Genomic DNA, 8,244 nt, shown 5'->3' with positions numbered 1-8,244 from the left:
CGTGGGGCGAGGCGGTTGGCGTGCGCGATGTGCGACGCCTGCGGTCGGGTGCCGGGTGGGGCTGGTCGCACCTCGCAGCGACAGGGCGTGGGGCGAGGCGGTTGGCGTGCGCGATGTGCGACGCCTGCGGTCGGGTGCCAGATGGGGGTGGTCGCACCTCACAGCGACAGGGCGCGGGCGCGAGGGGCAGTCCGCGATGCTCGACGCCACGCTCCAGTGTCGGATCGGGCTGGTCGCACCACAACGACAGGCGCGAGGACTGGCCGTTGCAGTGAGCGACTGGCGATGGAGCGCTCGAGGCGTCGGATTGAGGCAATGGAGGTCCGGCTTGGTCCCGGACCGGCCAAGGTCAGCGGTCTGGCGATGGGGCGGCCAGCCAGGGCTGTCGTCGGATGCAGGTAGCTCGGGGGCTTCGTCGGCGACCGAGGGGGTCAGAGCCCCTTCACGAACCACTTGGGGATCGTCCCACTCGGGATGGTCGCCGTAGGCGGTGTGCCCAGTGCGTTCGCCGTGGTCCTCTGGCTGTAGGCAGCCCGAGGGCGTCGACCCGGGCCGCTCGGGGCTCGACAGCGCCGGGTCGCCGTAGGCGGTGTGCCCAGTGCGTTCGCCGTGGTCCTCTGGCTGTAGGCAGCCCGAGGGCCCCGCCGGCGGCGGGGTGCGGATCAGATCGGTAGTCGACCATCGCCCGGGTCGCCCCGGTCCAGCCCAGCCCGGTCCGGGTCGGAACAGTCCTGACCAGTCCCGTCCACGAGCTCGGCTGCCGTGCTGACCGGCCCCGCGCTGGTGGTCGGGTCGGCGATGCTGGGTCTGGGGTTGTCGTCGGGGAACCTGGTTGTCCGTGTCACGGTTTCACCCTCGCGGGTGCGGGTGATGGTGACGGTGCCGGTGGGCAGGTCGAAGTCCAGCAGCCAGCCGTCGTGGTGCACCGCGTTGTGATGATGGCGGCACAACGGCACCCCGTTGTCCTGATCGGTGGGGCCGCCGTGACGCCACCACTGGACGTGATGCAGATCAGTCCAACCGATCGGCCTGCCACACGGCCTCCGATCAGCAGTCGGGAACGCACAGCCACCGAACAACAGGTTGGCGGCGGTGTGCTGGGCTGTCGTCCACGCCCTGGTGGTCCGACCGATGTCCAACGGCATCCCCCGAGCATCGATGATCGCGCGGGTCAACCGGGCATCACACGCCAACCGACGCGCCGTCTCCGGCGAGACCACCGTCCCGAACCCTGCCACCCCGGCCACCTCGGCCTCACCCGTCAACGTCGTCAGCGGCACGGTCACCGTCACGTGGGGCTTGATGCCACGCGACGTGGGCAGCTCACCTGCATGCAGCCCGGCGGTGATCAGGTCGAGGAACGCGTCGTAGCGACGCTGCTCGGGGGTTCGTCGTTCGTCCTCGGGGGTGTTGGGCGGGTCGAAGGTGTGGGCTGCCTCGATGCCGGCGTGGAGGAGTTCGCGGTCGGTGTCGGTCAGCACCACCCGCAGGACCGTCTGCCCGGTGATCCGATCCGACCCGAACGTCACCGATCGGCGGGCCCGCTGCGCCGCGACCGCCCGTTCCAGCGCCGCCACATCAGCGGCCCGCATCGCATTGGCTTCGGTCCGCACCCGATCAGGCGACGCCCCCGCCACCGCCGATCCCAACAGGGCCTCTTGGCGGGCCCTCCGGGCCGCCTCGTCCGCCGCTGCCCGCTCCCGCGCAGCCTCGGCCCGCTCGCGGGCGAGCTGTTCCTCGCGTGCAGCAGCTTCCCGGGCCAGCCGCATCCGTTCCGCCAGGGTGGCGGCTTCTGCCTGGGCCCGCTCATCAGCCAGACGACGCTCCTGGCGTTCGGCGTCCTGCCGTGCGGCCTCGGCCCGGGCGGCGGCGTCCTGATCGGCGGCCTGCTTCTCCGCCGCCGCGACCAACCCGGCCGCATGATCCCGCGAGATCACCCCGGCCTGCAGCCGGTCCAGCACCTCCGCCTCGTCAGCCAGCCCGACCGCCAGACGCACCTCACGTGCCGCTGTGGCCCCGGACAGGCCGAACACCCCCGCCACCCACGCCGACAACGACACCGCCCCGTCCGAAGACGGCAACCCCGCCACATCAGCCGCCACGATCCCCCGCAAACGCGCCGCCGACAACGCCGCGTCGATCCCGGCGAGTCCCTCCATCGCGCGTCGGACCGTCCAGGGCTCAATGGTCCCTGAGGAACCGTCGCTGGTCACCCCCGAGGCGGTGCCGGCAGCCATGCCCGCCAGCCAGTCGTTCAACCGGCCCAGGACACCCAGCGCCTCACCCACCAGCACAACCGGATCACCCGTGCCGCCGGCGTCCGCCCTGCCGGCGTCCGCCCTGCCGGCGCCTGTCCTGCTGGTATCCGCGTGGTCGGCACGGGCCTCGTCGGCATCCGTCGCGACGTGAGCTGACGCGAGGGCACCGGCATCTGCGGCGTCACCGGCCACGGGTGCACCGGCCCCCTGGGGGCCACCGGCACCCTCCGGACCGCCGGATGGCCCTCCCTCGTCGTCCGGTGGCTCGGCGAGGTAGGCCGCGACGTCCTCCTCCGCAAGCCACACCTCCGCCAGCCGGCCACCCCAACAGCAGGCCTCCCCAACCTCCCTCACGTCACCACCGCCAGCCGGTTGCCGTTCACGCCCAGCGGCCGCCGAGCCACCCTGGGGCAGGTCCTCCGCGAGGTAGGCGACGACGTCCTCCTCCGACAGCCACACCTCAGCCAACCGGCCACCCCACCAGCTGCCCGATCCGGCTGCACCCACCTCGTCCTGACCAGCCACCCGCCGGTCCACCGCCGTGGTCATCGTCGCGTTCACCTCCTCCCGGAATCCAGTTCTCGATGTACGGATCAAGGTACGCCTGGGGTGTGACATCGGGCTCTTGGAGGGCTGTTCGGGGGTCGGTCGGCTGCTCGCCGTGTCGATGGGACGCTTGTCCAGACCGGAGTCCCGGGACGTGCATCAGGTGGTCCGGTCCGCCGCTACCCGGACTCGGCGGGTCCGGCTGGTCATCAGCGTCCCAGATCAGGCGTCAGCACCGTTCGACGAGGCAGAGGCACCGGTGTGCGGCCTCGGCGCCGGCCGAAGTTCGTCCCCGAGCGCGACGTTGGCCGGCCCAGTGGTACCGGGCCGGCCAACCGAGCAGACGCTACTGGCCGGTGTTCACGTACTGGATGCACTGCCCCTGGTTGCGGAACGAGGGGTTGTCGAAGGTGGCCCAGCCGCCCTTCTTGCACTCGTCCTTGTTCGTGGGCGGCGCCGTGTCAGCCACACCGTTGCCGTCCTCGTCGACCTCGAAGTCGTAGACGGTCGTGTCGCCGCCTCCGGTCAGCACCACGTTGTCGAGGTAGCCGTCCAGGCCGACGTCGCTCGTCGACGTGTCGCCGACGTTGATCGCGAACACCCGGATGGTTGAACCGGGCAGAAGGGAGTCCATCGCAGCTGGAGTGGTGGGACAGGTCTCCGGTGACGTTCCTCGGGTATGAACGGGGTAGCTCGCCGAGGTGTCGAACGTCACGGTCGTCCAGTCCAAGGTCGAGCCCGTCGTCGGCACGACGTCGTAGCGGCAATCGTAGAAGTTGGTCTCCGGTGTCCCGCCGAAGTTGGCGTACACGTTCAGGTAGAACTCGTTCTCGTCAGCCGCTGTCCCGCCGGCCCCGATGAGGAAGTCATAGGAGAGCGACTCGATCTCCGCCACCGGGGTCAGCACGAACAACTCGGCGATGAACTTGTCTAATCGGTTCGTGCCCCCGATGGGTTCGATGTACACGCTGCCGGCCCCGATGCTCGCCTTGGCGTTGGTGAACTCATACGGGGTCGAGGTGGTTGTGTCACGGTTGAACATCCAGCCTGGTTCGTTCTCGGCCGCTGCGGTGTCTCCTGCCACGACCACCGTGGTGGTCGCGGCGCCTGCTGGCAACGCCATCACCACCGCCAGAAGCGTGCAGCCCAACATGATCGACAAGCGTCGCATTGCGTTCCCTCTCGTTCCGGACGGGGCGCCCGCTGCGACCCCCGCCTCCCCTGTATCGCCCGCGTCGGGTGATTGCAGAACCCTAGAACCGCATCGCCCCTGTCAGCAAGGAAACCTGATAACGAATCGACTGCTAGTGACAGCGAGTGAGGATCAGCTGGGAGTGGTGGCTACTGCCCGGATCTCGAGGACGGGGTAGTCGCGGGTCGAGCTGCTGGTGATCCGGTCCGCGCCCGCGTGCGTTCGGCGAGCCCACGTGATGGCCAGCGTCTGGGTGTAGGTGTCGACGCGTTCGTAGAGGTGGGTGATGTCGGTGTCGGCGCCGTCGTGGCCGGGGGCGGTCGAGGTGTAGTGCCGAGGGTGGCCGAACTCCTGGGCGTGGACGTCGCCGGTGTCCACGGCGAACTCCACCGCCTCCAGCTGGCACGACACTCGGTATCCGGCCACGGTGCCCGTCTCGGTCACCTGATGCGGCCCGGCAGACCAGAACCACGTCTCGAGGCCGGTGTAGCCCTCCTCCGGCGGGCTGGTCGCCAGCACCGGCTCGGGAGCCGTCGGGCAGAGGGCGGCGACGATCTGGCCATGCGTCGGGGGAGGGTCGGCGACTCCGTCCCCGTCGACGTCGGGGCAGTAGGGGATGGCGTCCGACTGCTCCGCCCCGGCGTCCACGATCCGGCCGCCCGCGCAGCCCTCCGCATTGCCCACCACGCCGAGCGTGGCAGAGCCCGGGAGGGCGTCAAGCACCCCGACGCAAGCGAGCGGCCCTAGGACGCAGGCGTTCCCGCCGTTGTCCCCGCCGTGTCCTCCTCCGCCGGTCGGGTCCCCGGCGTCGACGGCGCCAAGCAAGAGGGTGGCAATGAGGGAAACGGCTGCTGGCCGGCTCAGCAGACTTCGCATGAGTAGCCCTCCTCCGACGCCGATCGGCGAAGCCACTCGACGGCGACTTCGCCTCGAGCCAACGCATCCTCCACGTCTGACTCACCGACTAGGAAGGGCCCGAACGTCGCCAGGATCTCACCCTCGAATGAGATGACGTACCCCCAATGGGCCGTTGTGGCGGAGGTGTCGTCTTCGTGTTGATACGTGGCGCTCCACAGGGCCGTGTAGACCCTTTGACTTGGGTAGATGTCCTCGACTCCACCGAAGGCATTGAACGCCTCGGACAGTTCGGCTCCGCCGAACGCGGGGCGGGTCACGGGTTCGCCTAGTTGGACTGCCTCTGCTGCCACCTCTGCGGTGATCTGGTCCCACAGCCAGTCCGGTTGGTTCTCCTCCGCCGGATCTGCCCAGAAGTTCGCGTAGCCGAAGGTTGACCCCGGCGCCGCGTCCGGGTGGGTGATCTCGGCTACCGACCCGATAGTGCGCCACGGGCCCTCCGCCGGGCCGCCGCGGAACAGCACGGTCTGGCCCTCCGGCACGGCCGACACCGACGGGGAGGGAGACGGCGTCGGCTCCGCCCCCTCCGTCTCGCTCGGCTCCACCTCCACCTCGGACTCAGTCGCCGTGGGCTCGGGCGCGGTCGTCGGCTCGGGCCCGGGCGTCATGACCGCGGTGGCCACCGGCTCGGGCTCGGCCCCCGATCCGCGCGTCACCCAGGCCACCCCGACCCCAACCACGATCACCACCATGACGGCGACCGCGACCATCTGCTGGCCCCACTCGCTCACCGCGTCCACTCCCCTACGCGCACTGCACCGACTGCCGACTGCACCCCTTGACCTCCCCTGGCCGCACACCGACCGCTCGCCGGTGCACGGGGAAGGCTACGACGAACCCCGCCCCCTCCTCATCCGCTTGTCCACAGGCCCCCCGCCGACCACACCAGACCCGACCCCACGAGACCCGAAGCCGAAGCCGGCGGCAGCTGCACCCGCCACGCGCTCCGACCGAACGTCGCCACGGTCAGCAGGCCGCCGGGCTGCACGTCCAGGTCCATCGCCGGCGCCTTCGGCAGGTTCCCGCCGACCGCCAACCACACCGGCTCACCCCCACCCTCAACCAGGGACACGAACACGCCGACATCCGACGCCACGACGACTCGCCCGTCCCCGACCAGCACGAGGTCGTTCACCGGCGCCGCAGGCAGGTTGCCCGACACGTCCGCCCACGTCTCCCCTCCATCACGGGTCAAGAGAACCCGCGCCGCATCGTCTCCCGTCCGGAAGCCCGAGAACGTCACGAACACCACGTCCGCATCCGCCGGGTCGATCGTGATCCGCGTCACCCAATCACCGGGCAGCACACCCTCACCGACCCGCTCCCACGTCTCCCCACCATCAATGGTCCGGTGCACCAACCCGTCATCGGACCCCGCCCACACGACCGAGGGGTCGCTCGCCGCCCCCGCGATCGTGGTAAGGGTCTGGTACGGATAGCCCGCCGGGTCGATCTCCAGCTCCCCACCCCCCGTCAGATCGGGCGAGATCGCCTGCCACGTCAACCCGGTGTCGTGCGAGACGTTCACCCGCTCGGACCCGTAGTACATCGTCGTGGACGACCCCCCGTGGTACTCCACCGGCGCCATCCAGTTCGTCCGCGCCACCGACGTCCCCACGAACGGCGTCCCCACCAGCTCACCGCCCAGCGCGTACCGGCTGCACGCCCCGTACTGCGAGCACCCGTAGATCGTCGTGTCCACCGTGGGGTTGAACTGGACCTCCAACCCATCCCCACACCCGAAGCTGTCCCACCCATCGACCGCCGGCGTCGACCCCAACGAGTAGTTGCGCACGCACCCGTTGTCCTGCAACCCGGCCAGCAGCTTCGAGGGGTCCAGGTCCGAGACGTCCAGCGTGTACAGCTGCGTCCACGCCTCACCGGTCGCCTTCTGCCACGACCCGCCGTTGACGTCGGAGCGGTAGAGCCCGCCGTCGTTGCCCAGGTACACCCGCCCCTCGACCGCCGCGTCCCACACCATCGCGTGCTGGTCGGCATGCACCCCACCGGAGGAGGAGAACGACGCCCCACCGTTGCTCGACACGCTCAGCGACACACCCGGGATCCACACCCGATCGGCGTCGGCGGGGTCGACGAAGATCCGCCCGAACCACCAGCCGAACGACGACTGCGACGGCACCGACCCAACCCGCTCCCACGACCCCCCGCCATCGGAAGAACGGAACAGCCCGTTGCCCGAGGACCGGCCGAACGTGTCGATGACTGACACGTATACGACCTCGGGGGAGGAGGGGGCCACCGCCACGCCGATCCGGCCGATGTCGGCGTTGCCCGGCCCGAAGTCGGCGGCGTTGACCACCGACCACGTCTCGCCGCCGTCGAGGGTCACCCACAGGCCCGACCCCTCGCCGCCGTAGGTGCGGATCTCCGGCTCGCGCAGGTGGTCCCACATCGCCACGTACACCCGGTCCGGATCGGTCGGGTCCATAGCCAGGTCCACCGCACCGGTCGTGTCGTTGAGCCCCGCCAGCACCAGCTCCCAGCTGTCCCCACCATCAACGGAGCGGTACAGCCCACGCTCCCCGCCGGGGAGGTACAGATGGCCCGCAGCCGCCGCCCAGATCACGTCGGGGTCGGTCGGGTGCACGAGGATCCGCCCGAACGCCGCGGTGTCGGACAGGCCGACGTGCTCCCAGGTCACCCCCGCGTCAACAGACCGGTACATGCCGGTCCCGCCGAAGGTGAACGAGCCGCCACCGGGGTTGGCCTCGCCCGTCCCCGCGAACACCACGCCGTCGACGGTCACCGCCAGCGCACCGATCGCCGGGGTCAGGTCGTCGGGCCACGCCGGCTGCACGGTCGCCCCGGCGTCGTCGGAGCGCCACACCCCTCCCGAGGCTGCCGCCACCCACACCGTGTCCGGCCGGGTCGGGTCGACCGCGAGGTCGGTCACGCGCCCGCCGATGTTGGTCGGGCCCATCAGCGTCCACTCGGCGGCCGCCAGCGCCGGGTCGACGTCGGCCGTCAACGCCTCCACCGCGCCTGCATCCTCCAGCGCCGCGGCGTAGGCCCGCCCGTCGGGCAACCCCCGGGCGGCGTTCATCCAGTCCGCCGGCTCGGCCAGCGGGCCGATCGCCGTGCGGGGGTCGAAGGCCACCGTCGTCTCGGCGGGCAGCGTGGCCAGCACCAGGCCGACGGCCAGCAGGAAGGAGACGAGGAGGGCGACTGGCGGGGAGACGCGCGAGAGGGTCATGGGCGCCTACTACGCCGCGACGCCCCAGAACTCCTGCACGATTTGTTGCGTGACCGACGATGGACCGCTCGCGTGACCGCCGAAGACACGGGACGAGGGCACCACGCACGGAACCCCAG

Annotated in this window: 5 protein-coding genes; all 5 read right to left on the bottom strand. The window is 70.6% G+C overall.

Annotated elements, in window-relative coordinates; translation table 11 throughout:
• Positions 1-662: 662 nt before the first annotated feature.
• Positions 663-2,807: an HNH endonuclease gene (locus tag CUC05_RS23040; RefSeq protein ID WP_170128100.1), complete on the bottom strand. Its 2,145-nt coding sequence runs from the start codon at positions 2,805-2,807 to the stop codon at positions 663-665.
• Positions 2,808-3,150: 343 nt separating this feature from the next.
• Positions 3,151-3,957: a hypothetical protein gene (locus CUC05_RS23035; RefSeq protein WP_157965923.1), complete on the bottom strand. Its 807-nt coding sequence runs from the start codon at positions 3,955-3,957 to the stop codon at positions 3,151-3,153.
• 171 nt (positions 3,958-4,128) lie between these two features.
• On the bottom strand, positions 4,129-4,680 hold the full coding sequence (locus tag CUC05_RS23030; protein WP_157965922.1) for a hypothetical protein: 552 nt from the start codon (positions 4,678-4,680) through the stop codon (positions 4,129-4,131).
• Positions 4,681-4,856: 176 nt separating this feature from the next.
• Complete coding sequence (locus CUC05_RS23025; RefSeq protein ID WP_157965921.1) at positions 4,857-5,651, bottom strand: hypothetical protein; 795 nt, start codon at positions 5,649-5,651, stop codon at positions 4,857-4,859.
• A gap of 110 nt (positions 5,652-5,761) precedes the next feature.
• The gene (locus CUC05_RS23020; protein WP_108668492.1) at positions 5,762-8,125 is read right to left on the bottom strand and encodes a VPS10 domain-containing protein; all 2,364 of its coding nucleotides are present in this window, start codon (positions 8,123-8,125) and stop codon (positions 5,762-5,764) included.
• Between the last annotated feature and the right edge of the window lie 119 nt (positions 8,126-8,244).

The organism is Euzebya rosea (assembly GCF_003073135.1).
Taxonomy (GTDB): Bacteria; Actinomycetota; Nitriliruptoria; order Euzebyales; family Euzebyaceae; genus Euzebya; species Euzebya rosea.
Note: the sequence above shows the minus strand (reverse complement) of the source record. Positions and strands in the feature narration are given on the sequence as shown.

Excerpts from the sequence above, each read along its gene's own strand:
- CUC05_RS23040 (WP_170128100.1), bottom strand. The coding sequence starts at position 2,807 with ATGACCACGGCGGTGGACCGGCGGGTGGCTGGTCAGGACGAGGTGGGT.
- CUC05_RS23020 (WP_108668492.1), bottom strand. The coding sequence starts at position 8,125 with ATGACCCTCTCGCGCGTCTCCCCGCCAGTCGCCCTCCTCGTCTCCTTC.
- CUC05_RS23035 (WP_157965923.1), bottom strand. The coding sequence starts at position 3,957 with ATGTTGGGCTGCACGCTTCTGGCGGTGGTGATGGCGTTGCCAGCAGGC.